26 protein-coding genes are annotated in these 24207 nt (G+C 66.7%); 18 read left to right on the plus strand and 8 right to left on the minus strand.

Annotation, left to right across the window (positions count from 1 at the left end):
- Positions 1-29 precede the first annotated feature (29 nt).
- The 5 genes from ctaD (at position 30) to E0W60_RS12305 (ending at position 3718) form a co-directional block, all read left to right on the plus strand.
- Positions 30-1637 (plus strand): cytochrome c oxidase subunit I, encoded by a 1608-nt coding sequence (gene ctaD, locus E0W60_RS12290; RefSeq protein ID WP_135704334.1) that lies wholly within the window; start codon positions 30-32, stop codon positions 1635-1637.
- Positions 1638-1700: 63 nt separating this feature from the next.
- A complete protein-coding gene (locus E0W60_RS37510) occupies positions 1701-1832 on the plus strand; it encodes a cytochrome oxidase small assembly protein (protein WP_209756341.1) in 132 nt (43 codons plus the stop codon).
- A gap of 17 nt (positions 1833-1849) precedes the next feature.
- Positions 1850-2482: a cytochrome c oxidase assembly protein gene (locus E0W60_RS12295; RefSeq protein WP_135704335.1), complete on the plus strand. Its 633-nt coding sequence runs from the start codon at positions 1850-1852 to the stop codon at positions 2480-2482.
- Positions 2483-2491: 9 nt separating this feature from the next.
- Complete coding sequence (locus tag E0W60_RS12300; protein WP_133093608.1) at positions 2492-2716, plus strand: DUF2970 domain-containing protein; 225 nt, start codon at positions 2492-2494, stop codon at positions 2714-2716.
- Between the two features lie 141 nt (positions 2717-2857).
- Complete coding sequence (locus tag E0W60_RS12305; protein ID WP_133093609.1) at positions 2858-3718, plus strand: cytochrome c oxidase subunit 3; 861 nt, start codon at positions 2858-2860, stop codon at positions 3716-3718.
- A 123-nt stretch (positions 3719-3841) separates the two neighbouring features.
- On the opposite strand, the gene E0W60_RS12310 is transcribed toward E0W60_RS12305, so the two are convergent.
- Positions 3842-4051: a twin transmembrane helix small protein gene (locus E0W60_RS12310; RefSeq protein ID WP_029046742.1), complete on the minus strand. Its 210-nt coding sequence runs from the start codon at positions 4049-4051 to the stop codon at positions 3842-3844.
- Positions 4052-4168: 117 nt separating this feature from the next.
- Here E0W60_RS12310 and E0W60_RS12315 point away from each other — a divergent pair, with 117 nt between their 5' ends.
- The 5 genes from E0W60_RS12315 (at position 4169) to E0W60_RS12335 (ending at position 8489) form a co-directional block, all read left to right on the plus strand.
- Positions 4169-4951, plus strand: a complete 783-nt coding sequence (locus E0W60_RS12315; protein ID WP_135704337.1) for an SURF1 family protein — start codon at positions 4169-4171, stop codon at positions 4949-4951.
- A 73-nt stretch (positions 4952-5024) separates the two neighbouring features.
- The gene (locus tag E0W60_RS12320; RefSeq protein ID WP_135704339.1) at positions 5025-5693 is read left to right on the plus strand and encodes an SCO family protein; all 669 of its coding nucleotides are present in this window, start codon (positions 5025-5027) and stop codon (positions 5691-5693) included.
- A gap of 10 nt (positions 5694-5703) precedes the next feature.
- Positions 5704-6807, plus strand: a complete 1104-nt coding sequence (locus tag E0W60_RS12325) for a COX15/CtaA family protein (protein ID WP_135704341.1) — start codon at positions 5704-5706, stop codon at positions 6805-6807.
- A complete protein-coding gene (cyoE, locus tag E0W60_RS12330; protein ID WP_133093613.1) occupies positions 6804-7748 on the plus strand; it encodes a heme o synthase in 945 nt (314 codons plus the stop codon). The genes E0W60_RS12325 and cyoE overlap by 4 nt, the downstream gene beginning before the upstream one ends.
- A 126-nt stretch (positions 7749-7874) precedes the next feature.
- Positions 7875-8489, plus strand: coding sequence for an SCO family protein (locus E0W60_RS12335; protein WP_133093614.1), 615 nt, complete (start codon positions 7875-7877; stop codon positions 8487-8489).
- A 93-nt stretch (positions 8490-8582) separates the two neighbouring features.
- Here E0W60_RS12335 and rpoH read toward each other — a convergent pair whose 3' ends face one another.
- Positions 8583-9512: an RNA polymerase sigma factor RpoH gene (gene rpoH / locus E0W60_RS12340; RefSeq protein WP_133093615.1), complete on the minus strand. Its 930-nt coding sequence runs from the start codon at positions 9510-9512 to the stop codon at positions 8583-8585.
- A gap of 347 nt (positions 9513-9859) precedes the next feature.
- On the opposite strand from rpoH, the gene E0W60_RS12345 reads away from it, so the two are divergent.
- Entirely contained in the window at positions 9860-10738 is an 879-nt protein-coding gene (locus E0W60_RS12345; protein WP_133093616.1) for a pirin family protein, read from the plus strand.
- Positions 10739-10778: 40 nt separating this feature from the next.
- Here the strand turns inward: E0W60_RS12345 and ybiB are convergent, their stop codons facing one another.
- The 5 genes from ybiB to E0W60_RS12370 form a co-directional block, all read right to left on the minus strand.
- Positions 10779-11771: a DNA-binding protein YbiB gene (ybiB, locus tag E0W60_RS12350; RefSeq protein WP_135704343.1), complete on the minus strand. Its 993-nt coding sequence runs from the start codon at positions 11769-11771 to the stop codon at positions 10779-10781.
- 105 nt (positions 11772-11876) lie between these two features.
- Positions 11877-12680 carry an ABC transporter ATP-binding protein gene (locus tag E0W60_RS12355; RefSeq protein ID WP_133093618.1) on the minus strand — a complete coding sequence of 268 codons (804 nt, stop codon included), beginning with the start codon at positions 12678-12680 and terminating at the stop codon, positions 11877-11879.
- Between the two features lie 18 nt (positions 12681-12698).
- Positions 12699-13622, minus strand: coding sequence for a nitrate ABC transporter permease (gene ntrB, locus E0W60_RS12360; protein WP_133093619.1), 924 nt, complete (start codon positions 13620-13622; stop codon positions 12699-12701).
- A 56-nt stretch (positions 13623-13678) separates the two neighbouring features.
- Entirely contained in the window at positions 13679-15016 is a 1338-nt protein-coding gene (locus tag E0W60_RS12365; protein ID WP_135704345.1) for a CmpA/NrtA family ABC transporter substrate-binding protein, read from the minus strand.
- Between the two features lie 384 nt (positions 15017-15400).
- Positions 15401-16036: an ANTAR domain-containing response regulator gene (locus E0W60_RS12370; RefSeq protein WP_133093621.1), complete on the minus strand. Its 636-nt coding sequence runs from the start codon at positions 16034-16036 to the stop codon at positions 15401-15403.
- Positions 16037-16277: 241 nt separating this feature from the next.
- Here E0W60_RS12370 and E0W60_RS12375 point away from each other — a divergent pair, with 241 nt between their 5' ends.
- Positions 16278-16979, plus strand: a complete 702-nt coding sequence (locus tag E0W60_RS12375; RefSeq protein ID WP_133093622.1) for a fumarylacetoacetate hydrolase family protein — start codon at positions 16278-16280, stop codon at positions 16977-16979.
- A gap of 4 nt (positions 16980-16983) precedes the next feature.
- A complete protein-coding gene (maiA, locus tag E0W60_RS12380) occupies positions 16984-17631 on the plus strand; it encodes a maleylacetoacetate isomerase (protein ID WP_133093623.1) in 648 nt (215 codons plus the stop codon).
- A gap of 255 nt (positions 17632-17886) precedes the next feature.
- Here the strand turns inward: maiA and ftsY are convergent, their stop codons facing one another.
- Positions 17887-19047: a signal recognition particle-docking protein FtsY gene (ftsY, locus tag E0W60_RS12385; RefSeq protein WP_135704347.1), complete on the minus strand. Its 1161-nt coding sequence runs from the start codon at positions 19045-19047 to the stop codon at positions 17887-17889.
- 227 nt (positions 19048-19274) lie between these two features.
- Between ftsY and E0W60_RS12390 the strand changes: the two genes are divergently transcribed.
- The 5 genes from E0W60_RS12390 (at position 19275) to E0W60_RS12410 (ending at position 24060) form a co-directional block, all read left to right on the plus strand.
- Positions 19275-20813, plus strand: a complete 1539-nt coding sequence (locus E0W60_RS12390) for a M16 family metallopeptidase (protein ID WP_135704349.1) — start codon at positions 19275-19277, stop codon at positions 20811-20813.
- A 9-nt stretch (positions 20814-20822) separates the two neighbouring features.
- Positions 20823-22214, plus strand: a complete 1392-nt coding sequence (locus E0W60_RS12395; protein ID WP_135704350.1) for a M16 family metallopeptidase — start codon at positions 20823-20825, stop codon at positions 22212-22214.
- An 88-nt stretch (positions 22215-22302) separates the two neighbouring features.
- Positions 22303-23007 carry a 16S rRNA (guanine(966)-N(2))-methyltransferase RsmD gene (gene rsmD / locus E0W60_RS12400; RefSeq protein WP_205751646.1) on the plus strand — a complete coding sequence of 235 codons (705 nt, stop codon included), beginning with the start codon at positions 22303-22305 and terminating at the stop codon, positions 23005-23007.
- A gap of 239 nt (positions 23008-23246) precedes the next feature.
- Positions 23247-23732, plus strand: a complete 486-nt coding sequence (gene coaD / locus E0W60_RS12405) for a pantetheine-phosphate adenylyltransferase (RefSeq protein WP_029046761.1) — start codon at positions 23247-23249, stop codon at positions 23730-23732.
- Positions 23733-23799: 67 nt separating this feature from the next.
- Positions 23800-24060: a YfhL family 4Fe-4S dicluster ferredoxin gene (locus E0W60_RS12410; protein WP_029046762.1), complete on the plus strand. Its 261-nt coding sequence runs from the start codon at positions 23800-23802 to the stop codon at positions 24058-24060.
- Positions 24061-24207: the final 147 nt, after the last annotated feature.

Raw genomic sequence — 24207 nt, forward strand, 5'->3', positions numbered from 1 at the left:
GACAGAACAGGATTAGAGGAGCATTTGCGATGAGTACTGCTACCCCGGACGCACTCGCCCATCCGCACGATCATGCGCATGACGACCACGCGCACGATCACCCGCATGGCTGGCGCCGCTGGCTGTTCGCCACCAACCACAAGGACATCGGCACGCTGTACCTGCTGTTCTCGTTCATCATGCTGCTGTCGGGCGGCCTGCTGGCGCTGCTGATCCGCCTGGAGCTGTTCGAGCCGGGCCTGCAGTTCTTCCGCCCCGAGCTGTTCAACCAGTTCACCACCATGCACGGCCTGGTGATGGTGTTCGGCGCGATCATGCCGGCCTTCGTCGGCTTCGCCAACTGGATGATCCCGCTGCAGATCGGCGCGTCCGACATGGCGTTCGCGCGCATGAACAACTTCAGCTTCTGGCTGATGCCTCCGGCCGCGCTGCTGCTGGCCGGCTCGTTCTTCGCCCCGGGCGGCGCCACCGCCGCCGGCTGGACCCTGTACGCGCCGCTGTCGGTGCAGATGGGCGCGGGCATGGACATGGCCATCTTCGCGATGCACATCATGGGCGCGTCGTCGATCATGGGCTCGATCAATATCATCGTGACCATCCTCAACATGCGTGCCCCCGGCATGACGCTGATGAAGATGCCGATGTTCTGCTGGACCTGGCTGATTACCGCCTACCTGCTGATCGCCGTGATGCCCGTGCTGGCCGGCGCCATCACCATGGTGCTGACCGACCGCCACTTCGGCACGAGCTTCTTCTCGGCCGCCGGCGGCGGCGACCCGGTGATGTACCAGCACATCTTCTGGTTCTTCGGCCACCCCGAGGTGTACATCATGATCCTGCCGGCATTCGGGATCATCTCGCAGGTGGTGCCGGCGTTTGCCCGCAAGCGCCTGTTCGGCTACAGCTCGATGGTGTACGCCACCGCCTCGATCGCCATCCTGTCGTTCATCGTGTGGGCCCACCACATGTTCACGACCGGCATGCCGGTGACCGGCCAGCTGTTCTTCATGTACGCGACCATGCTGATCGCGGTGCCCACCGCCGTGAAGATCTTCAACTGGATCGCGACGATGTGGCGCGGCTCGATGACCTTCGAGACCCCGATGCTGTTCTCGATCGGCTTTATCTTCGTGTTCACCATCGGCGGCTTTACCGGCCTGATGCCGGCGGTGGCGCCGATCGACATCCAGCTGCAGGACACCTACTTCATCGTGGCGCACTTCCACTATGTGCTGGTGGCCGGCTCGCTGTTCGCGCTGTTCGCGGGCTTCTACTACTGGGGGCCGAAGTGGAGCGGGTTCATGTACAACGAAGCCCGCGGCAAGGTCCACTTCTGGGGCTCGCTGATCTTCTTCAACGTGACCTTCTTCCCGATGCACTTCCTGGGCCTGGCCGGCATGCCGCGCCGCTATGCCGACTACCCGACCCAGTTCACCGACTTCAACGCGATTGCGTCGATCGGCGCGCTCGGCTTCGGCCTGATGCAGGTGTATTTCCTCTTCTTCGTGGTGCTGCCGTCGTACCGTGGCGGCGAGAAGGCCGCGGACAAGCCGTGGGAAGGCGCCGAAGGACTGGAATGGACCGTGCCGTCGCCGGCGCCGTTCCACACCTTTGAAGTGCCCCCGCAGGTTCGCTAAGCGGCCAGCGTAACCAGGCGTGGTGGCGGCAATGTCCGCCACCACGCCAGCCAGTCACACAACATGCAGGCTCCAGACAAAAACCCATCACACCCGGACCCGAAGGCCGCCAACCGGCGCCTTGGCCTGATCCTGCTGTCGATCGTGGTGGTTTTCTTTTTGGGGTTCTTCGCCAAGATGGTGTTCCTTGGCTGAGGTGGCAGGGTAGCGAGATGAGCGTCGACCAGCAGGGCAGGGAAGCGCAGGAAGCGCGGGAAGCCGACAAGCGCTTCAACCGCGGCATGATGGTGCGATTGGTGGTGATCGTCGCCGTGATGTTCGGCTTCGGCTATGCGCTGGTTCCGCTGTACAAGAAGATCTGCGACATCACCGGCATCAACGTGGTGACCACGCGCGAGCTGCATGGCGGTTCGGTGAAGAACACGCAGGTCGACAAGAGCCGCACGGTCACGGTGGAGTTCGACTCCAACGCGCGCGGGCCCTTTGCCTTCCGTCCGGTGAAGAACAGCATGGAAGTGCATCCGGGCGAGATGATGACCATCGTCTACGAGGTGGCCAACGGGCAGTCGCGCGATATTTCCGCGCAGGCCATCCCGAGCTACGCCCCCAAGCAGGCGACCCAGTATTTCAAGAAGCTGGAGTGCTTCTGCTTCAAGCAGCAGACGCTCAAGGCGAACGAGGCGCGCGAGATGCCGGTGGTGTTCGTGATCGACCCCGCGCTGCCCAGGGATGTGAAGAGCATTACGCTGTCGTACACCTTCTTCGAGGTGGGCACACCGGTGGCGCAGGCTCCCGAAGGCCAATTGTCGACACCGGCGACGGCGCCGGCGGGCAAGGGCAGCTAAGGGGGCGCGATGGACGAACTCAAGGACGCCGCCAAACGGAAGATGTCCTTCGCGCAGACCATGCGCGCGGTGCTGTGGTCGTTTATCGGCCTGCGCAAGGGCGCGGAGCACGAGCGCGACATGGCGCGGCTGAACCCGGTGCATGTGGTCATCGCCGGGCTGATCGCCGCGGCAGTGTTTATCGCGGTGCTGGTCGTCATCGTCCGGATGGTGGTCAGCCAGGCGGCAGGGTAGCAAGGCAGGAAGGGTAGACAACAAGGCAGTCGCAGAAAAACAACCGCGCCGACGGGGCCGTCCACAGGAGGCGGGCGGCCCCGGGAAAACCGGCACGGATAACGAATACTGAATCAAAGACTCTGAGCTGGAGATAAAAGAATGAGTGCGAATCGCGCAAACGCTCCGTACTACTTCGTACCGGGCCCGTCGCGCCACCCGATCACGGCAAGCTTCGGCCTGCTGATGACAGGTGCCGGAGCCGCCGGTTGGGTGAACGGGCAATCCTGGGCGCCGTACCTGTGCGTCTTCGGCCTGCTGTGGTTCCTGTTCGTGCTCAAGAGCTGGTTCGGCGACGCCATCAGCGAATCCGAAGGCGGGATGTACGGCAAGAACATCGACATCTCGTTCCGCTGGTCGATGGGCTGGTTCATCTTCTCCGAGGTGATGTTCTTCGCGGCGTTCTTCGGCGCGCTGTTCTATGCCCGCGCCATCGCCATGCCGTGGCTGGGCGACCTGAACAACAAGATCCTGTGGCCCGACTTCGCCGCGGTGTGGCCCAACCTGGGGCCGGCCGGCGTGGTGGAATCGTTCCAGACCATGGGCCCGTGGCCGATCCCGACCATCAACACCGCGCTGCTGCTGATGTCGGGCGTGACGCTGACCTGGGCGCACCACGCGCTGCTGGCCGGCAAGCGCAACCAGCTGATCCAGGGCATGGTGCTGACCATCCTGCTGGGCGCGATCTTCATGTGCCTGCAGGTGTACGAGTACATGCACGCCTACCAGGACCTGAACCTGAAGCTGACCTCGGGCATCTACGGTTCGACCTTCTTCCTGCTGACCGGCTTCCACGGTTTCCACGTGACCATGGGCGCGATCATGCTGGCGGTGGTGCTGGGCCGCGTGCTCAAGGGCCACTTCACGCCGGATCACCACTTTGCCTTCGAAGGCGCCGCCTGGTACTGGCACTTCGTTGACGTGGTGTGGCTGTTGCTCTACGTCGTGGTGTACTGGCTGTAAGCTGCCATACCCGCCGGCCGCCCCGCAGCGGGGTGCCGGCGCCAACGCAAAGGAGAAACGCCGCAGGAGGCCCGGCAGCCTGCGGCGTTTGTCGTTTGCATTGGCCTCAAGCCATGCGGTCCGTCAGGGCGCCATGCGGATGCCCGTGCTATGGATCCAGCCCATCCAGCTCGAGAACAGGATGAACAGGAACAGCGCCACCGAAAAACCCACGCGCAGCATCAGCGAGCGCATCATGTTGGGCGTCTTGCCGCGGTCGCGCATCATGAAGAACAGGGCGGAGGCCAGGCTGGCGATGATCAGGATGAAGGCGACGATGATGACGAAGCGCATGGCGGGGCGGGTTGGCAGCGGAGCTTGCCGCAGTCTCGTAGTAGTGGCCGCGATGGATGACGGTGCGGCACATTATCGCACCGGCCCCGCATGCATGCCGCCGGGCATGTCGGCGCAATGAAGGCAGGCCGCCTACTCGGCGTGCTGCCGCTGGCCGCCGCGCTGGTGGTGATTGCCGTGACCGCTGCGCTTGGCAACTGGCAGCTCAACCGCGCGCACGAGAAAGAGGCGCGCGCCGCGCGGCTGCAGGCACTGGCGGCACAGCCGCCGGTGGAACTGGGCACCGCGCCGCTGTCACAAGTTGTGACGGATCGAAGGGTGCGGGTCACGGGGCGGTTCGACACGGCCCGCACCGTATTGCTGGATAATCGCCCCCACGGCGCCGGCGGGCGCAGCGGCGACAGCCGTGCCGGCTTCCTGGTGGTCACGCCGCTGGTGATTAGTCCGGCACAGGACGGTGCCGGCGCCACGCGGGCGGTGCTGGTGCTGCGCGGCTGGCTGCCGCGCGATGCGCAGGACCGCACCCGGATCGCGCCCTTTCCGACGCCCGACGGCGAGGTGACCATCGAAGGCACGGCACTGGCGGCCGTGCCGCGGGTCTATGGCCTGGGCCAGGCGGCCAGCGCCGAGGCCGGCAGCAAGATCCGCCAGAACCTGGAAATCGCCGACTACGCCGCCGAAACCGGGCTGGCGCTGCAGCCGCTGGTGGTCGCGCAGCGCAGCGATACCGGCGACGGCCTCGCTCGCGACTGGGCGCCGGCCGATGCGGGCGCGGACCGGCACTATGGCTATGCCTTCCAGTGGTTCGGCCTGGCTGCGCTGACGGTGGTATTGGTGGCGGTGCTGGGCTGGCGCACGCGCCGGCGCGCGGTATCGTCCGCGGCCCGCAACAACGCATGAACGGATGGCAGCACGACCGGGGCAGGTTCCCGGACGGGCCTGACTGCAGATGAAAAAGGACAGACGTACTCCCATGTCACAGCAAGACTCCGCCCCGGCACCCGTCGGGCCTCCCGCGATGTCGGCCTCGCCGCAGGATCCCCGCATCGACGCGCGCACGCGCCGTGGCCGCCTGCAGATGCTGATGCTGTTGCTGGTGTGCGCCTCGCCGGTGATCGCCTCCTATTTCACCTACTACGTCATCAAGCCCAGGGGCGGCGCCACCAACTACGGCGCGCTGGTCGATCCACAACGGCCGATGCCGCCGGTGCGCGTCACCGACGAGCAAGGCAACGCCGTGCCGCTGGAGCAGTACCGCGGCAAGTGGCTGCTGGTGACGGCGGATCCGTCCGCGTGCGACGAGGCCTGCGCAAAGAAGCTCTTCACCATCCGCCAGATCCGCGCCGGGCAAGGCCAGGACCGCGAGCGCATCGTGCCGGTGTGGCTGATCACCGATGACGGCAAGATCGACGAGCGCCTGAGCACCGCCTACAACGAGCCCTACGCCGGCGTGCGCTTCCTGCGCATCGACCACCAGGTGGCGCAGCAATGGCTGCCGGCCGAGCCGGGCAAGCGTGCCGAGGACACCATCTTCCTGGTGGATCCGCTCGGCAACCTGATGATGCGCTTCCCGCAGGATCCGGACCCCAAGAAGCTGAGCGGCGACCTGAAGAAGCTGCTCAAGGTCTCGCGCATCGGTTAAGGGGAAGGGCATGCTGCTGCAACTGGCCGTCATCGGCGTCCTGATCGCACTGCTGCCGCTCAGCTACGTGCTGGTCAAGGGCGATCGCAACAAATACCGCAAGCTGGTCTGGATCACCGCCTTCCTGACGCTGGACCTGATCATGTTCGGCAGCTTCACGCGGCTGACCGACTCCGGCCTGGGCTGCCCGGACTGGCCGGGCTGCTATGGACACTCCAACCCGCATGCCGCGATGGAGCCGATCCGGGCGGCCGAGACCGCGCTGCCCAGCGGTCCGGTGACGCTGATGAAGGCGTGGATCGAGATGATCCATCGCTACTTCGCCATGGCGGTGGGCGTGCTGATCATCGCGCTGATGGTGCTGGCATGGGTCAAGCGCCGCGAGCTGAAGCAATCGCCATGGTTCGCCACCGGCGTGCTGGTGCTGGTGTGCGTGCAGGGCGCATTCGGCGCGTTCACCGTGACCATGAAGCTGCAGCCGATCATCGTGGTCACGCACCTGATGCTGGGCATGGCACTGCTGGCCGCGCTGATCCAGCTGGGCTCGCGCAGCGACCCGCCGCACCCGGTCGTACCCGAGGCGGCGCGGCTGCACTGGCCGGTTCGCATCGGCTTGCTGCTGCTGGTGATCCAGATTTTCCTGGGCGGCTGGGTCAGCACCAACTACGCGGTGCTCGCCTGCACGGATTTCCCGCTGTGCAACGGCCAGCTGGTGCCCGAGATGGACTTCCGGCACGGCTTCACGCTGTGGCGCCAGCTTGGCATGACGGCCGCTGGCGACTACATCCCGCACGCTGCGCTGGTTGCGATCCAGTGGGTGCACCGGGGCTTTGCATTCGTGGTGCTGGGCTACCTGGCGTGGTTCGGCTTGCGTGCGCGCCGGCTCGACGGGCTGCACCGGCAGGCAGGCTGGCTGCTCGGCATGCTGGTGCTGCAACTGGCCACCGGGATGTCCAATATCGTGTTCGACTGGCCCCTGGTGGCGGCGGTCGCCCACAACGGCGGCGCGGCGGTGCTCCTGCTGCTGCTGGTCCGCCTCCACTACAATATAGGGCTCGCGACCCGGGCCGCCGGCGCCCCCAAAGCCATGCCGAACGCCGCCCGCGCCACATGAAAGACAAGACCCCTTCCGTGGTTACCGCTACACACCCTCATTCACTGGGCAAGCTGAGCCGGATACGGCACCTGGCCCGGCAATATGCCGCCCTGACCAAGCCGCGCGTGACGCAGCTGGCAGTCTTCTGCGCCATCATCGGCATGTTCCTGGCCACGCCCGGCATGGTGCCGTGGCGCGTGCTGATCGGCGGTGCCGCAGGCATCTGGCTGCTTGCCGGCGCCGCCTTTGCCATCAATTGCCTGGTCGAGCAGAAGATCGATGCGCTGATGCGCCGCACCGCCTGGCGCCCGTCCGCCACCGGCGAGATCACCACCCCGCAGACGCTGGTGTTCTCCGCCATCCTTGGCGGCGCTGGCATGTGGATGCTGCACGAGTTCGCCAACGACCTGACGATGTGGCTGACCTTCGCCACCTTCCTGGGCTATGCGGTGGTCTACACCATCCTGCTCAAGCCGGCCACGCCGCAGAACATCGTCATCGGCGGGCTGTCCGGCGCTATGCCGCCGGCGCTGGGCTGGGCCGCCGTCGCCGGCGAAGTGCCGGCCGAGGCCTGGTTCCTGGTGCTGATCATCTTTACGTGGACGCCGCCGCACTTCTGGGCGCTGGCGCTGTACCGGCGCGCCGACTATGCCAAGTCGGGCCTGCCGATGCTGCCGGTCACCCACGGCGAGCGCTACACGCTGCTGCATATCCTGCTGTACACGCTGATCATGATCGCGGCGACGCTGCTGCCGTTCGTCTACGGCATGAGCGGCTACATCTACCTGGTGGCCGCGCTGGCGCTGGGCGGCGGCTTCCTGGCCTATGCCTGGAAGATGTACCGCAATTACTCGGACGAGCTGGCGCAGCGCACCTTCCGCTTCTCGATCCTGTACCTGTCGCTGCTGTTCGCGGCGCTGCTGGTCGACCATTACTTCAAGTTCGTGCCGCAGGTCTGACCGGCCTTGCCACGCTGCGGGCTGCGTCATCTTGTCGCGGCCGGCGCAGCGCGGCGGCGCCATCGGCGATACTGGGTGCTTTCGCCGACCTTTCCATTGCTGATCGTTCCACACAAGCTTTCGCGCATGCCCAGACCCGCTTCCGGCCTGTTCTCAGCCTTCCGCCGCTTTTCCCTGGTTGCCGCGCTCGCGCTGGCGCTGGCAGCCTGCGGCCAGCAGAAGGCGTCGTTCCGCAATGTCGATATCAGCGGCGCGGCGGATTTCGGCAAGGATTTCTCGCTGCCCGACCACAATGGCAAAGTCCGCACCATTGCCGACTTCAAGGGCAAGGCGGTGGTGATGTTCTTCGGCTATACCCATTGCCCCGACGTATGCCCGACCACCATGGCCGAGCTCAAGGCGGTGATGGAGCAGCTGGGCCCCGATGCCGACCGCGTCCAGGTGCTGTTCGTCACGGTCGATCCGGAGCGCGACACGCAGGCGCTGCTGGCGCAGTACGTCCCAGCATTCGACCCGCGCTTCCTGGGCCTGCGCCCGGCCGACGACGCCGCGCTGCAGAAGCTGGCCAAGGACTTCAAGGTGTTCTACGCCAAGGTGCCGGGCAGCTCGCCCAACAACTACACGGTGGATCACTCGGCGGGCAGCTATGTATTCGATCCGGAAGGCCGGCTGCGGCTGTTCATCCGCCACGGCCAGGGGCCGGAGCCGATCGCGCACGACCTGAAGCAGCTGCTTTCCTGACGCCTGACGGTGCGGCATAACGTCGCACCGCTGCGATCGCAGGCAAAAAAAAGCCGGTCCACTTGGACCGGCTTTTTGCATGGGTGCCCGGCATCAGGCAAATGCCTGCAGCGCCCCTTTCATCTTCTTCATCGCCGCGGCTTCGATCTGGCGGATGCGCTCCGCCGAGACGCCGAACTCGGCGGCCAGCTCATGCAGCGTGGCGCCGCCCGAGCCGTCGTCGGCCACGTTCAGCCAGCGCGCCTCGATGATCCGGCGGCTGCGCTCGTCCAGCCGGCCCAGCGCTTCTTCCAGGCCTTCGACCTGCATGCGGTCCTGGCGCTTGGCTTCCAGCACGCGCGTGGGTTCGTTGTGGTTGTCAGCCAGGTAGGCGATGGGGGCGAATTCCTCTTCGCCGTCGTCGACCTGGCCTTCCAGCGCGAGGTCGCCGCCCGACAGGCGGGTTTCCATCTCCATTACTTCTTCCGGCTTCACGTTCAGCTCGCGCGCCACGGCCTCGACCTGCTCCGGCGTGAACGTGTGCGAACCCTGCTTGTGGCTGCGCAGGTTGAAGAACAGCTTGCGCTGGGCCTTGGTGGTTGCCACCTTGACCATGCGCCAGTTCTTCAGCACGTACTCGTGGATCTCGGCCTTGATCCAGTGCATCGCATACGAGACCAGGCGTACGCCCTGCTCGGGATCGAAGCGCTTCACGGCCTTCATCAGGCCGATATTGCCTTCCTGGATCAGGTCGGCGTGCGGCAGGCCATAGCCCAGGTACTGGCGGGCGATCGACACCACCAGTCGCAGGTGGGACATCACCAGCTGGCGGGCGGCATCGACGGAATCGTTATCGCGGAGATCGCGCGCCAGGCGCTGCTCTTCCTCCGCGGTCAGCAACGGAATTCGGTGGACAGCCTGGATATAGCTGTCGAGATTGCCCACGGTCGCCGGGAAGGTCAGCGCAAAGCTGCTCCCGCTACGGGGCGCCGTCGGCAGACGGCTAGTCGTCAGGGTTTGTTCGGCAGACAAGACTGCGTTCACTCAATCGCTCCTTTCGCATCCGGCGGTTGGGTTGCCGGGTCATGTCCCGCACGTCCTTGTGGGAACGGCGGCGGCACTGCAACACATCTTAGCACTCCATCCGGGTGAGTGCTAATTGGAGTCCCAACGGTCTTGATAGTTCCCGTCGATTGACTCACCGCATAGAATAGCAATAACGCTATGAAGCGGCTTCGGGGATACTCGTGGCTGGGTACACTCGTGTTAGAGCGAATGTGTGCCCGCCGGTTCTGCATGCCAGTGGAATGATTTGTTGCGCCAGCGGCTACACTCGACGCAAGCGGCGGCAAGCTGGCACGCTTGCCGATCTCTCATACTCCGGAGGAGCTATGTCTGCTATCGAACACTTGTTGAAACCGCATGTGCGCGACCTGGGCGATTTCACCGTGCGCCGCCTGCTGCCGGCCGCTGCGACCCAGACGGTCGGGCCATTTATCTTCTTCGACCATATGGGGCCGGTGCAGATGCCGCCGGGCGAGGGTGCCGATGTGCGCCCGCATCCGCATATCGGGCTGGCGACCGTCACATACCTGTTCGAAGGCGAGATCATTCACCGCGACAGTCTCGGCAGCGAGCAGGCGATCCGGCCGGGCGACGTCAACTGGATGACTGCCGGCCACGGCATCGTCCATTCGGAGCGCTCGCCCGATTCCGCGCGCGCCGACGGCGCGCGCCTGCACGGCATCCAGACATGGGTGGCATTGCCGCAGTCGCACGAGACCGACGAACCGTCCTTCTTCCACCATCCCGCTGCAACGCTGCCGCGCATCGAGCGGCCGGGGGTGCGCATGGTGGTGATCGCCGGCGATGCCTTCGGCAAGACTTCGCCGGTCAAGGTCTTCAGCCGCACCCTGTACGTGGCGATCGAGCTGGATGCGGGCGCGAGCGTGGAGATCCCCGCCGACCATGCCGAGCGCGGCATCTACCCGGTGGACGGCGCGGTGTCGCTGGACGGCGAGCCGCTGCCGGCCGAGCACATGGTGGTGCTGACGCCCGGGCAGCCGGCGCTGCTGATGGCGACGGCGCCTTCGCGCGTGATGCTGCTGGGAGGCGACCCGACCGACGGCCGCCGCTTCATCTACTGGAATTTCGTGGCCAGCAGCAAGGAAGCCATCGAGTCCGCTGCCAGACGCTGGGAGGACGACCAGTTTCCGCGCGTGCCGGGCGACGAGCGCGAGCGCATCCCGCTGCCGGCGCGCAAGCCCTGAACCGGGCGGTCCGGGCTCAGACCGCGCTCAGACCGCGCGTTTAGACCGGACTGGCCCAGGTGACGCGGGTGCCGAGCTTCAGGCACTCGCGGATGGCTTCGACCTGCGTGGCGATTGGCGCCGGCACCGGCACGGCGCCATCGAGCACGCGCCGGATCCATGCCGCGGTCAGGCCGGCATCATTGCCGGGCGGCAGATCCGGCACTTCGGCCAGCGATCCGCCGGAGGGATCGACCAGCGTCTGCTGGTGCCCTTCATGCAGCCAGTCGATGCGGCCGCTGCGGCGCGCATCGGCCACCACTTCGCCTTCGGTGCCGCGTGCCAGCAGCACGTTGGCCGGCTCGTGAGAGAAATAGTCGGTCAGCGTCTCGCGGTATTCCGGGTGGGTATAGCTATACAGCCGCAAGCCTTCAGCCGGCGCGTGCTCGCCCACCGGCTGCAGCATCTTGGCCACGGTATGCGACGAGTTGCGCAAGCCGATCACGGTGCGCCGCTCCAGCAGCTGCGACAGGCCCGGCGACAGCACATCGACCGGCAGCACCGCCAGCGGGCCGTCGCCGCCGGTCTCGCGCAGCCGTGCCGAGGCTTCGGCCGTGCTGGCGCACAGGGGAATGCCCAGCGCCTCGAACAGGGTCATGCTGGTGATGCGGTCATTGAAGACGCGCGTCCCGTGCACCAGTACGGGGATGCCGTCGCGAGCCAGCAGCAGCGCCAGCAGCGGCACCAGGTTTGGCTGCTTGCGTGCGCCGTTGTAGCTGGGGATCACTACCACCTGGCGCTCGGGCGGCGCGGGCAGCGGCTGGCAGTGCGCATGGGCGGCCTCGAGCATGCCGGCCAGTTCGTGCGGGGCCTCGCCCTTGATGCGGTAGGCCATCAGGATCGCGCCCAGCTCCAGGTCGGACACGCGCCCAGCCAGCATCGCGTCGAACAGGGTCTTGGCGTCGTCGCGCGGCAGCGCGCGCGCGCCGTTGACGCCACGGCCGACTTCCTTGATATAGCGGGCGGCGGAAAACGGGTTGGCTGGCGTGGTCATGGCGGCTTGGGGGAGGAGTCTGTTCTGGGTTCATGATAGCGGAGCAGCGCCGTCGCGCCCATCGCCGCCCGTTGCCACGGACGAGCGCGACGGCGGGGAGCACGCTCAGGCTGCTTCCTGGAGCGCGGGATTGCGCTGCTTGCGGTAGAGAAAGTCCAGCACCGCGGTACGGCAGGCGTGGTAGTCCTTGTCGTCGGCCAGCGCCACGCGGTCGCGCGGGCGCGGCAGGTCCACCCTGAGGATCTCGCCGATGGTGGCGGCCGGGCCGTTGGTCATCATCACGATGCGGTCGGCGAGCAGCACGGCCTCGTCGACATCGTGCGTGACCATCACCACCGTGCTGCGCGTGCGCGCCACGATCTTGATCAGTTCGTCCTGCAGGTGTGCGCGGGTCAGGGCATCGAGCGCGCCGAAGGGTTCGTCCATCAGCAGCACCTTGGGCGCCATCGCCAGCGCGCGGGCAATGCCGACGCGCTGCTTCATGCCGCCGGAGATCTCGTGCGGATACTTGCCCTCGGCGTGCGTCAGGCCCACGAGTGCCAGCGTCTCGTGCGTGCGCGTCTTCAGTTCAGCCTTGCCTTCGCTGGCACCGAACACACGCTCCACGCCCAGGTAGACGTTCTCGAAGCAGGTCAGCCACGGCAGCAGCGAATGGTTCTGGAACACCACGGCGCGCTCCGGCCCGGGTCCGGCGATCTCGCGCCCGGCGCAGATCAGCGCGCCGGTGGTCGGCGTGGCCAGCCCCGCGATCAGGTTCAGCAGCGTGGACTTGCCACAGCCGGAGTGGCCGATCAGCGTAATGAACTCGCCCTCGGCGATCTGAAGGTTGATGTCGCGCAGGGCGACGAACGGCCCTTTGCGCGTCTTGAAGGTCTGTCCGACGTTCTCGATGCTGACGAACTTGTCCATGGCGTCTCTCCCTCGCTTTTAGTTGGCGCCGTAGCTGAAGCGCCGTGCCAGTGCCAGCAATGCATGCTCGAGCATCAGTCCGATGATGCCGATCACGAAGATCGCGATCACGATGTGCTCGACCTTCAGGTTGTTCCACTCGTCCCACAGCCAGAAGCCGATGCCGGTGCCGCCGGTCAGCATCTCGGCCGCGACGATCACCAGCCACGCCGTGCCGATCGACAGCCGCACGCCGGTCAGCATGTAGGGCAGCACCGCGGGAAACAGCACCCGCGTGAACACCTTCCATTCCGACAGGTCAAGCACGCGCGCCACGTTCAGGTAGTCCTGCGGCACGCGCGTGACGCCTACCGCGGTGTTGATCACCATCGGCCAGATCGAGCAGATGAAGATGGCCCAGATCGCCGCCGGGTTGGCAGCCTTGAACAGCAGCAGCCCGATCGGCAGCCACGCCAGCGGCGAGACCGGCCGCAGCAGGCTGATCACGGGCGACGCCATCGCGTTCAGGAATGCAAAGCGCCCGATCAGGAAGCCCGCCGGAATGCCGATCACGGCGGCCAGGCCGAAGCCCGCGGCCACGCGCGCCAGCGACGCCAGCACATTCCAGCCGATGCCCTGATCGTTGGGGCCGTTGCGGTAGAACGGGTCGGAGAACAGCGGCACCGCCGCGTTCCACGTTGCACCCGGCGTCGGAATCGCCGGGATCAGTGTGGCGATGCCGTGCCAGGCCATCACGAACACGGCAAAGCCCAGGATCGGCGGCACGGCCTTGAGCACCAGCGCGCCGAGCAGGTCTTGGCGTTGTGCGTGGCGTTGTGCGCGCCGTTCCTGCGCGGCGATTTCCAGCTCGCGCCGCCGTGCGCGTTCCTTGATGTCGGTGTCGGTGGCGGCGACATTGGCAGCATTGGCGCCTTCAGGCGCGGTGTGGGCGATGGCATTCACATCGGGCTCCTTTATCCAGGGGCGCTGCGGATCGGTGGGGTGGTGGCGGCCTGTGGTCAAGCGTTCTGCGCGCCGGCCTTGATCTTGAAGCCGTCGGCATACGCCTTCGGGTCCTTGGTGGCATCCCAGACCACGCCGTCGATCAGCTTTGCGGTACGGAAGTCGCCCTTGGGCAGCGGCACCTGCGCCGCGGTGGCGGCCTGCCTGAAGATGTCGATGCGGTTGACCTGCTTCGCCACGGCCAGGTAGTCGGGGTGCTCCTTGAGCAGGCCCCAGCGCTTGTGCTGGGTCAGGAACCACATGCCATCGGACAGGAACGGGTAGTTGGCGCTGCCCTGGTAGAACTTCATGGCATCGGGATCGTCCCAGGTCTTGCCCAGGCCGTTGCTGTAGCGGCCAAGCATGCGGTCCAGGATGATGTCCATGTCGGTGTTGACGTAGGACTTGGCGGCGATGGTCTCGGCGGTCTTGCGGCGGTTCGAGGCCGAAGCGTCGATGAACTTGGACGCTTCCAGCACCGCAGCCACCATCGCGCGCGCGGTGTTGGGGTACTTCTGCACGAATTCCGCGGTGGTGCCGAGCGTCTTCTCCGGATGGTTCTTCCAGATCGACTGGGTGGTCTCGGCGGTAAAGCCGATCTTGTCGGCGATGGCGCGCGCGCCCCAGGGCTCGCCCACGCAGAAGCCGTCCATGTTGCCCACGCGCATGTTGGCCACCATCTGCGGCGGCGGCACGGTGATGGCCTTGGCGTCCTGCATCGGGTTGATGCCGTTGGCCGCGAGCCAGTAGTACAGCCACATCGCGTGCGTGCCGGTGGGGAAGGTCTGCGCGAAGGTGTAGTCGCGCTTTTCCTTCATCATCAGCGCCTTCAGGCTGGCACCGTCGCGCACGCCTTTCTCGGCCAGCTTGGACGACAGCGTGATGGCCTGGCCGTTGTAGTTCAGGTTCATCAGGACCGCCATGTCTTTCCTGGGGCCGCCGATGCCGAGCTGCACGCCGTAGATCAGGCCGTACAGCACGTGCGCGGCGTCGAGCTCGCCGTTGACCAGCTTGTCGCGCACGCCGGCCCACGAGGCTTCCTTGGTCGGCGTGATCTTGATCCCGTACTTCTTGTCGAGGCCGAGCGTGGACGCCATCACCACCGAGGCGCAGTCGGTCAGCGGGATGAAGCCGATGCGCACGTCGGTCTTCTCGGGGGCGTCGGAGCCCGCCGCCCACGCCCCGGCGCGCACCAGCGGATCGACCAGCGTCATCACGCTGGCGCCGGCGATGGTCGCCAGCGCGCGGCGGCGGCCGCTGCTGGCCGGCACCGCGTCGGCTGCGGCCGCCGAGGCGGCTTCGGAGGCGTTCACCGCCGCGTGCAGCGGCTTGGCAATCCTGAGGCGAGAGGGCATTGCGAAACTCCAAGAAAAAAGCGTCCCCGTCCGTGCCGGCTTCGCCAGAAGACGGGTACGGTGCAGGGACGCCGTTGTCCATGGCGTGACGCAGCCTGCGTTGGCTGGGTCCGCCTAAATTGTGATCGGCCGCCGTTGGCCGATGCCTGCATATCGCAAGGCGTGTGCCAGCCTGTGCGGTGCAACATTTCGGGGCGGAACCGTGCCGGCGGAGTGATGCTTCGGGATGAAATGAGCGAACGCGGTGCGTGCGCCGGCTGCGCTGCCGCATCCCGGGGCAGAGCCGAGGACGGCGGGGCGCGAAGGATTCGCTTTGGGGCAGCGCCAGTATCGTGCATTGCACCAGCCGCGGGCTGTGGCGCCCCGCGGCCGGCAGGCGGGCGTTCAGCCCATGACGTCGATCACGCGCTGGGCTGCATCGACCAGCTTCAGGCCGCGCTCCATCGCCATGCTGCGCAGGCGCTTGTAGGCCTCGTCCTCGGTGATGCCGCGCGCCTGCATCAGCAGGCCCTTGGCGCGCTCGACCACCTTGCGCTCGGCCAGCTTGAGGCGGGTGGCGTCGAGTTCGGCGCGCAGTTGCTGGTCCAGCTCGAAGCGGGCATAGGCGACGTCGAGCACCGTCTTGACGCGCTCGGCGCGCAGGCCGTCGACGATATAGGCGGTGATGCCCGCCGACAGCGCGGCCTTGATGCGCTGGCTGTCGTCGTTGTCGGTGAACAGCACAATGGGGCGCGGCGCATGCTGGGTCGAGACGCAGACGTGCTCGATGGTGTCGCGCGCGGCCGATTCCGAGGCGATGATCAGCATGTCGGGCTGGGTCGCGGTGATCACGTCCGGCAGCCGCAAGTCGGCATCGACGATCTGGATCTCGCTGAAGCCCGCGCTGACCAGTCCGTTGCGGATGGTCTCGACGTTGAGTGGGTTACCGTCAAGGGGATCGCGCACCAGCAGGATACGCAGCGCCCGACCGGCGGCGGGGGCAGGCGTCGATGGCGATGGGGGCGGATGGCGTCGGGTCATGGCTTGATTCTGTTGCAGTGCGCCATGCAAGATTCGCGCCGGGTTCGGCGGTCCACGCCGCACTGCCGTGGTGCAGAGTGGTCGCGGGCCCGCCTGGATTCATTGTATGCCGTCGTACGCAGCCCACCGCGCGCGGTGTATCCTGTGGCCCTGCCGCGCCGGGGGCGTCTGCTGGCGACGCCGCGATGCACACCCTCGCATCCCGGCTGCGGGACCGATCAGAAAAAATCTGGAGAGATGCATGACCGAATTCGTGTTCGCCCCGCCGGCCCCCGTTGGGGTGCCGGTGCGTGGCAGCGACGCTAGCTTCCCGGTCCGCCGCGTGTACTGCGTCGGCCGCAACTATGCTGCCCATGCCCGCGAAATGGGCTCGGACCCCGACCGCGAACCGCCGTTCTTCTTCTGCAAGCCGGCCGACGCGGTCAGCTACGTCGCCGACGGCACCGAAGGGGCGTTCCCGTACCCGCCGGGCACCAGCAACTGCCACTATGAAGTGGAGCTGGTGGTGGCGATCGGCACGGGCGGGCGCGACATCCCGGTGGAAAGCGCCGCGCAGCACGTGTTCGGCTACGCCGTGGGCCTGGACATGACCCGCCGCGACCTGCAGAACGAGTCCAAGAAAACCGGCCGCCCCTGGGAAACCGGCAAGGCCTTCGACAAGTCGGCGCCGATCGGCCCGATCGTGCCGGTCTCGGCCATCGGCCATCCGCAGAAGGGCGAAGTGACGCTGTCGGTCAACGGCGTGGAGAAGCAGCGCGGCGACCTGTCGGACCTGATCTGGTCGGTGCCGGAGATGGTGTCGTACCTGTCCAGGCTGTTCGAGTTGCAGCCGGGCGACCTGATCTTCAGCGGTACGCCTGAAGGCGTGGGCCCGGTGGTCAAGGACGATGTCATGCAATGCCACGTCGGCGGCGTGGGCGACCTCACCATCAAGGTAGTCTGATCCGATGCTCAAGCTCTACAGCTACTTCCGCAGCTCAGCCTCGTTCCGCGTGCGCATCGCGCTGGAACTGAAGGGGCTGCCGTACGAATACGTGCCGGTGCACCTGCTCAAGGACGGCGGCCAGCAGCTCAAGCCCGAATTCCGCGCGGTGAACCCTGACGGCCTGGTGCCGGCGCTGGCCGACGACGGCAACGTGCTGCAGCAATCGCTGGCCATCGTCGAATACCTGGACGAAGTCCATCCCGAGCCGAAGCTGCTACCCGGCACGGCGCTGGACCGCGCCTATGTGCGCGGGCTGGCGCAGGAAATCGCGTGCGAGATCCATCCGCTGAACAACCTGCGCGTGCTCAAGTACCTGAAGCACAAGGTGGGTGTGACCGACGAGGTCAAGGACGCGTGGTACCGCCACTGGATCGAGCTGGGCTTCGAGTCGCTGCAGGCCAACCTGGCGCGCGGCGGCAAGGCGGGGCGCTTCTGCCTTGGCGATACGCCGACGCTGGCCGATATCTGCCTGGTGCCGCAGGTGTTCAATGCGCAGCGCTTCAATGTCGACGTGAGCCGCTATCCGGCGATCGCGAGGATCTACGAAGCGTGCATGGCGATGGAGGCGTTCCAGAAGGCGGAGCCGAAGGCGCAGCCGGACGCGGAGTGAGCGTGTTGCTTTGATGTGCTGAGGGTTTGCTCCCCTCTCCCGCTTGCGGGAGAGGGGCAGGGGTGAGGACTGGAGGGTCTCAACGGCTGACGCCTGTGGGTTCAAACCGCTGGCCTCGCTTCACGTGGTTCCTTGCTAGACCACCCCTCACCCCAACCCTCTCCCCATGAGGGGAGAGGGAGAACACCTTGCTAAGGCTAGCACGGGCGGCTTGGGAGCACCCAAAACCGTTGGCATCGGCGTTGTTCTGGATGCTTATCCCAGAAGCGCTTCGGCGAATTCCTCCGCCTTGAACGGCTGCAGATCCTCCACCTTCTCGCCCACGCCGATGAAGTACACCGGCACCGGGCGCTGGCGTGCGATCGCCGCCAGGATGCCGCCCTTGGCTGTCCCGTCCAGCTTGGTCACGACCAGGCCGGTCAGCCCCAGCGCATCGTCGAAGGCGCGGGTTTGCTGCAGCGCGTTCTGGCCGGTATTGGCGTCGATCACCAGCAGCACCTCATGCGGCGCGGTCGGCATGGCCTTGCTGATGACGCGCTTGACCTTCTTCAGCTCTTCCATCAGGTGCAGCTGCGTCGGCAGGCGGCCGGCGGTATCGGCCATCACGATGTCGATGCCGCGCGCCTTGGCCGCGTTCACCGCGTCGAAGATCACCGCGGCGGGGTCGCCGCTTTCCTGCGCCACCACCGTGACGTTGTTGCGCTCGCCCCAGATCGTCAGCTGTTCGCGCGCGGCGGCGCGGAAGGTATCGCCGGCGGCCAGCAGCACCTTCTGGTCGAAGCGCTGGAAGTGCTTGCACAGCTTGCCGATGCTGGTGGTCTTGCCGGCGCCGTTGACGCCCGCGATCATCATCACCAGCGGCTGTTCGCGGCCCAGCGCCATGGTCTTTTCCAGCGGGCGCAGCAGGTCGGTCAGAAGCGTCTTGAGCGCGGCCTTGACGCCTTCGGCCGATTCGATGCGCTCGGACCTGACCCGCTTGCGCAGCTCGGCGAGCAGATATTCGGTGGCTTCCACGCCCGCGTCGGCCATCAGCAGCGCGGTCTCCAGCTCCTCGAACAGCGCCTCGTCGACCTTGACGCCGACGAACAGCGTGCCGATGTTGCGGCTGGTCTTGGACAGGCCGGTACGCAGCCGCTGCATCCATCCTTGCCGGGCTTCGGCGCTGGTGGCGGGCGGGGGGACCAGTTCAAGCGTTTCGATGGTGGCGGCCTCGGGCGCGGCCTGGGACACGGCCACGGGGGCCGGCGCCGGGGGCGGCACCTGGGCGGGGACTGGTGTCGGCGTCGGGACCGGAGCCGGGGTAGGGGCCGGGGCAGGCGTGGGGGTGGGCGCGGGCGCCTCCAGCGGCGCGGGTGCCGGCGCTGGCGTTTCGACGGACGCGGGCTCGGCCTTGCGCTTCTTCCAGAAACTAAACATTGGGGAATGGAGTCAATACCGGGGCCGCTACCCTGGTGGCACACTGCCGGCAGGCGACCGGTTAATAATCAAGGGCTTACGCTGACATCGCGAAGGTCGGGGAGAACCCGTTGTGGTCCCGGCCGGCGATTGCGTATAGTTCGCTACATCAGTTCGCTACATGGCTGATCCGCGCGCGCATGCCGCCCGCGCGGATCGATCGGCAAAATTCTAGCAGACGGGGTCGCATGAACCATTGCGCTGTCCTGACCGCGGCGGGCGCCGAAGGTGCCCAAGCACGCATCCAACGGCATTCCCAGCCTACGTCCTCAGCACTTCCAGCCGGCGCCGCGCGCCTGGCGCGGCGCATCGTCCCGGCGTTGCTGCTCGGCCTGCTCCCCTGGTCATTGCCGGCCGGCGCCCAAGGCGTGGTCGGATCGCCGATGCCTTCCGCGCAGACCGCGCCCGCCGGCGCCACCGCGCATGGCACCACCGAATACCGGCTCTCCAACGGCCTGCGGCTGATCGTCAAGGAAGACCACCGGGCGCCCACGGTGGCGCACCAGATCTGGTACCGCGTCGGCGGCATCGACGAGGTCAGCGGCACCACGGGCGTGGCCCACATGCTCGAGCACATGATGTTCAAGGGCACGCCCAAGGTCGGCGTGGGCGAGTTCTCCAAGCAGGTGGCGGCACTGGGCGGGCGCGAGAACGCCCTGACCAACCGCGACTTCACCATGTACTACCAGCAGATCGGCAAGCAGTACCTGCCGAAGATGATGGAGCTGGAGGCCGACCGCATGGCCAACCTCATCATCAAAAAGGACGAGTTCGACCGCGAGATGAAGGTGGTGATGGAAGAGCGCCGCCTGCGCACCGACGACTCGTCGCGCGGCACCGTCTATGAGCAACTGCTCGCCACCGTCTATACCGCGGCGGCGTATCGCCATCCGGTGATCGGCTGGATGGACGACCTGGTCAATATGCGGGTCGAGGACGTCAAGGACTGGTACCGCCAGTGGTACGTGCCGAACAACGCGATGGTGATCGTCACCGGCGACGTCAAGGCCGAGGAAGTGCGCGCGCTCGCCCAGCGCTACTACGGCAAGCTCAAGCCGCGCACGCTGCCGCTGCGCAAGGACCAGGAAGAGCCGGAGCAGAAGGGCATCAAGCGCATCTGGGTCAAGGCACCGGCCGAGAACCCGTACATGGTGATGGCATACAAGGTGCCGCGGCTGCGCGATGTCGAGAAGGACGTCGACCCGTACGCGCTGGAAGTCCTGGCGGCCGTGCTCAACGGCTACGACAATGCCCGCCTGACGCGCGAACTGGTGCGCGAGCAGCGCCTGGCCGACGACGTCAACGTCGGCTACGACAGCATCAACCGCGGCGAGTCGCTGTTCGTCCTCGACGGCACGCCCGCGGCCGGCCACAGCACCGACGAGATCGAGCGCGCCCTGCGCGCCGAGATCCAGCGCATTGCCAAGGAAGGGGTCTCGCCGGAAGAGCTCAAGCGGGTCAAGGCGCAGGTGGTGGCCGGGCAGATCTACAAGCGCGATTCGGTGTTCGGGCAAGGCATGGAGATCGGCGTATCCGAGATTTCTGATCTCTCGTGGCGCCAGATCGACCGTATGCTCGACAAGATCAAGGCCGTCACGCCGGCGCAGGTGCAGGCAGTCGCCTCGAAGTATTTCAACGACGATAACCTGACCGTGGCCACGCTGGTGCCGCAGCCGATCGATCCGAACAAGCCCAAGACCCAGGCCCCGTCGGGCCTGCGCCACTGAGGAACGACCATGTCCCAGTCCGCCACTTCATTCAATGCGCGGCCCCGCACGCTGCGCATGCTGGCCGGCGCGGCGCTCGGCGCCGCCATGCTGCTGGCCGCGCAGCTGGCCCAGGCCGCGATCCCGATCGAGCACTGGACCGCATCCACCGGCGCGCGCGTGTACTTTGTCCACAGCCCGTCGATCCCGATGCTCGACGTCAATATCGACTTCGATGCCGGCAGCCGCTATGACCCGCCCGGCAAGGCCGGCCTGGCGACGCTGACGGCGGCGCTGCTGGACAAGGGCGCGGGCGCGCAGGACGGCCAGCCGGCCCGTGACGAGGCGCAGATTGCCGACGCCTTTGCCGATACCGGAGCGGCTTTCGGCGGCGCGGCGGGCGGCGACCGCGGCGGCATCGGGCTGCGCACGCTGACCGCGCAACTCGAGCTGGACCAGTCGGTGGCGCTGGCCGCGCAGCTGATCAAGGCGCCGACCTACCCGGACGCCGTGGTCGGGCGCGAGAAGCAGCGCCTGATCACCGCCATCCGCGAGGCCGACACCAAGCCGGGGGTGATTGCCGACAAGGCGCTGTCCAGGGCCATGTACCCGGACCATCCCTACGGCATCGCGGCTACGCCGGAGAGCGTGCAGTCGATCACGCGCGATGACATCGCCAGATTCTGGCGCGACAACTACGGCGCGCAGCGCGCGGTGGTGACGCTGATCGGCGCCATCGACCGCAAGCAGGCCGAAGCCCTTGCCGAGCGGCTTACGAGCGGGCTGCCGCAGGGCAGTGCCGCCCCGGCGCTGCCGCAGGTCAAGCTCAACATCCCGGCCAGCGAGCAGCGCCTGCCGCATCCGGCGCAGCAATCGAGCGTGGCCATCGGCCAGCCGTCGATCGCGCGCGGCGACCCTGACTACTTCGCGCTGCTGGTGGGCAACTACGTGCTTGGCGGCGGCGGTTTCAGTTCGCGCCTGACCGACGAGGTGCGCGAGAAGCGCGGACTGACCTACGGTGTCGACAGCTATTTCGCGCCGTCGAAACAGCCGGGGCCGTTCGGCATCAGCCTGCAGACCAAGAAGGCGCAGACCGATGAAGCGCTGGCATTGGTGCGCCAGGTGCTGGCGCGCTTTGTCGCGGAAGGGCCGACCGACAAGGAACTGCGCGCGGCCAAGGACAACCTGATCAACGGCTTCCCGCTGCGCATCGACAACAACCGCAAGCTGCTGACGAACGTTGCCAATATCGGCTGGTACGGACTGCCGCTGGACTATCTTGACACCTGGACCGCGCAGGTCGGCAAGGTCACCCGCGAGCAGGTCAGGGCGGCCTTCCAGCGCCATGTGCGCCCGGACGGCATGGCCACGGTGATCGTCGGCGGCCCGGTGGGAAGCGCGCCGACCGCATCGCGGAAGTGATGCAGGCGCCTCAACGCGCGGGTCCGCCTATGCGCGCGGCCTCACGCGTGGCTGCGGCGAACCGTCCCGCAGGCTCTACAATCACGGGATGAATTCGCGTTCCCGATTGCCTTCGCCCGCTCCCGGCGGGCGTACTCCTTCTTCCGCGCCGGCCGCTGCCGCCGGCGGACGTTCTCCCGCAGCCCCTCCGCGCCCGGTGCCGCGCCAGGCGCCGTCCCAGGTCCGCATCATCGGCGGGCGCTGGAAGCGTACGCTGCTGCCGGTGCCGGACGCTCAGGGTTTGCGTCCGACGCCCGACCGCGTGCGCGAAACCCTGTTCAACTGGCTCGGCCAGGACCTGTCGGGGCTAGCCTGCCTGGACCTGTTCGCCGGCTCCGGCGCGCTCGGCTTCGAAGCCGCCTCCCGCGGCGCGGCTGCAGTAACGCTGGTGGAATTCAACCCGCGCGCAGCCAGGCAGCTGCGCGACAACCAGTACCGGCTCGATGCCAGCCAGGTGCGCGTCGTGCAGGGCGATGCCTTTACGGTCGCGGCGCAGTTGCCCGACGGCAGCTTCGACGTGGTGTTCCTGGACCCGCCCTTTGCCGAGGACTGGATCGGCCCGTCGCTGGAGCATGCCGCGCGGCTGCTGCGGCCCGGTGGCGCCGTCTATGTCGAAACCGACCATGTGCTGACCGGCGTCGACGCCCCGGTCCCGGCATCGCTTGAGATCGTGCGCCATGCGCGCGCCGGCGCGGTGCATTTCCATCTGCTGCAGCACCGCCAGCACCCACAGCACGGCAACGGCGCCGGTTGACGGCCTGCTCCGGGATTGCGCGAAGCTCCAGTTTCGCCATGCGCTAAGGGCACCTTCCCGATTGCGGAACGGATTCTTGGGTGCAGTGCCGCAAAACGGTGTGCCGCCCGCCTTCCAAGTGGCGCATTTAGGGTTACACTACGCCGCTGTCACAACGCTCGCGACGCAGCACCCGCGCCGGTCCGGCCGGCGAACGAGGCGGCCACAACGGCCGGCAGCGGGCAGATCAAGGAGGAAGTATGGTCATCGCGGTCTATCCCGGCACCTTCGATCCAATGACCCGGGGACACGAGGATCTGGTCCGCCGTGCGTCGAACATCTTCGACGAACTGGTGGTCGGCGTGGCGCACAGCCCCAACAAGCGCCCGTTCTTTTCGCTCGACGAGCGCATCGGCATTGCCCGCGAAGTGCTCGGGCACTATCCCAACGTCCGCGTGGAAGGATTCGCCGGGCTGCTCAAGGACTTCGTGCGCAAGAACAATGCGCGCGTGATAGTGCGCGGCCTGCGCGCGGTGTCCGACTTCGAGTACGAATTCCAGATGGCGGGCATGAACCGCTACCTGCTGCCCGACGTGGAAACCATGTTCCTGACCCCGTCGGACCAGTACCAGTTCATCTCCGGCACCTTCGTGCGCGAGATCGCGGTGCTGGGCGGCGATGTCAGCAAGTTCGTGTTCCCGTCGGTGGAGCGCTGGCTGCAAGAGAAAATCGCCAAACCGGAATAAAATACGGCTTCAGACACGTCAGACCGCGGCCAGTCGGGCGCGGGCGTGTCCGCAGGAAGGAAACACCATGGCGCTGATGATCACCGACGACTGCATCAACTGCGACGTTTGTGAACCCGAGTGCCCGAACGAAGCCATTTCGATGGGGCCCGAGATCTATGAAATCGACCCCAACAAGTGCACCGAGTGCGTAGGACACTTCGACGAGCCGCAATGCCAGCAGGTCTGCCCGGTCGCCTGCATCCCCAAGGATCCGAACCGGGTGGAGTCGCAAGAGGTGCTGATGCAGCGCTACCGGCTGCTGACCGCGGCCAAGCACGCTGCCTGATCGGCTGGCCGTCGGCCCGCATCGCTTCGCACCACGCCGCACCAAGTCGCACTGCACTCAGAGGTAAAAAAAGCCCCCGTCACCGCAAGGTGGCGGGGGCTTAACTTTTCCCCAGTTACTACGGTACTACGACACTACACGGTACAA

The sequence above is a fragment of the Cupriavidus oxalaticus genome (genome assembly GCF_004768545.1).
In the GTDB taxonomy this organism is placed as follows: domain Bacteria; phylum Pseudomonadota; class Gammaproteobacteria; order Burkholderiales; family Burkholderiaceae; genus Cupriavidus; species Cupriavidus oxalaticus_A.